This window comes from Streptomyces sp. NPDC058964 (genome assembly GCF_042741275.1).
In the GTDB taxonomy this organism is placed as follows: domain Bacteria; phylum Actinomycetota; class Actinomycetes; order Streptomycetales; family Streptomycetaceae; genus Streptomyces.
On sequence record NZ_JBHYKH010000669.1, the window covers coordinates 1 to 682 of the forward strand.

A 682-nucleotide genomic window follows, 5' to 3' on the forward strand; every position below is an offset into this window, starting at 1 on the left:
CCCCAGCCGATTCAAACGAGAGTTAAATGAACGTTGGCCCGCCCCTGGTCTTGTAATTTATCAGGGGCGGGCATTTTTTATTGCGTTGTCCATCTCGGCGCGCCCGTCCAGAGTTGATCCAATCCCGCCGGGGGGTGGGCGGTGCACACGGGAGGTGGGCTGGATGCGTGACACGCTGGTTCTGAACGCGAGCTTCGAGCCGCTGTCGACGGTGACGCTGAACCGCGCCGTCGTTCTGGTGCTGCAGGACAAGGCCGTCGTCGAGCAGGCCCACCCCGAACTGCGCATGCGCGGTGCCGATGTGGACATACCGGCGCCCCGGGTGATCAGGCTCTGCAGGTACGTGAGGGTGCCGTTCCGAAGACAAGCGCCGTGGTCGAGGCGCGGCGTGCTGGTCCGGGACCGGCACAGATGCGCCTACTGCGGGCGGCGGGCGACGACCGTGGACCATGTGGTGCCGCGGGCTCAGGGTGGCAGGGACTCCTGGCTGAACACGGTCGCGTCGTGCGCGGAGGACAATCACCGCAAGGCCGACCGGACTCCGGAGCAGGCGGGTATGCCGCTGCTGCGGCAGCCGTTCGAGCCGACGCCTCAGGACGCGATGCTGCTGGCGCTGGGGCAGGAGGACTTCGAGGCGCTGCCGGAGTGGCTGTCCCAGCCGGCCGCGTAGCGGTACACGAGA

Annotated in this window: 1 protein-coding gene; it reads left to right on the plus strand. The window is 67.6% G+C overall.

The window, feature by feature from the left end; genetic code table 11:
* Positions 1-163: 163 nt before the first annotated feature.
* On the plus strand, positions 164-670 hold the full coding sequence (locus ACFW2E_RS42610) for an HNH endonuclease (protein ID WP_384476272.1): 507 nt from the start codon (positions 164-166) through the stop codon (positions 668-670).
* The last annotated feature ends 12 nt before the right edge of the window (positions 671-682 follow it).

Coding starts and splice junctions, on each gene's coding strand:
- ACFW2E_RS42610 (WP_384476272.1), top strand. CDS start 164: ATGCGTGACACGCTGGTTCTGAACGCGAGCTTCGAGCCGCTGTCGACG.